At 54.6% G+C, this 370-nt stretch carries 2 tRNA genes and 1 rRNA gene; all 3 read left to right on the top strand.

Annotated features, from left to right (window positions below):
* Window positions 1-108: ribosomal RNA gene (gene rrf, locus M3661_RS31130) — 5S ribosomal RNA — on the top strand; the annotation flags it as partial.
* A gap of 43 nt (window positions 109-151) precedes the next feature.
* Window positions 152-228 (top strand) — tRNA-Ile (locus M3661_RS31125).
* Window positions 229-250: 22 nt separating this feature from the next.
* Window positions 251-326 (top strand) — tRNA-Ala (locus M3661_RS31120).
* Window positions 327-370: the final 44 nt, after the last annotated feature.

The following is a 370-nucleotide window of genomic DNA, read 5'->3' as shown; positions in this document are numbered from 1 at the left end:
GATGGCGGAGGGGTTCCACGCGTACCCATCCCGAACACGACCGTTAAGCCCTCCAGCGCCGATGGTACTTGGACCGCAGGGTCCCGGGAGAGTAGGACGTCGCCAAGCAGAGCATATATTGCTCATAAACAGTCTTCGTTGACTGTGATGAGGGCCCTTAGCTCAGCTGGTTAGAGCGCACCCCTGATAAGGGTGAGGTCGGTGGTTCGAGTCCACTAGGGCCCACCATATAAACATTATATCCCATTATGGGGCCATAGCTCAGCTGGGAGAGCGCCTGCCTTGCAAGCAGGAGGTCAGCGGTTCGATCCCGCTTGGCTCCACCAAATAAGTTTTATAACATTGTACCTTGAAAACTGAATCGCGAAAG

It is taken from the genome of Paenibacillus sp. MER 180 (assembly GCF_023713665.1).
In the GTDB taxonomy this organism is placed as follows: Bacteria; Bacillota; Bacilli; order Paenibacillales; family Paenibacillaceae; genus Paenibacillus_B; species Paenibacillus_B suaedae.
This window is presented reverse-complemented; position numbering and strand designations above follow the sequence as displayed.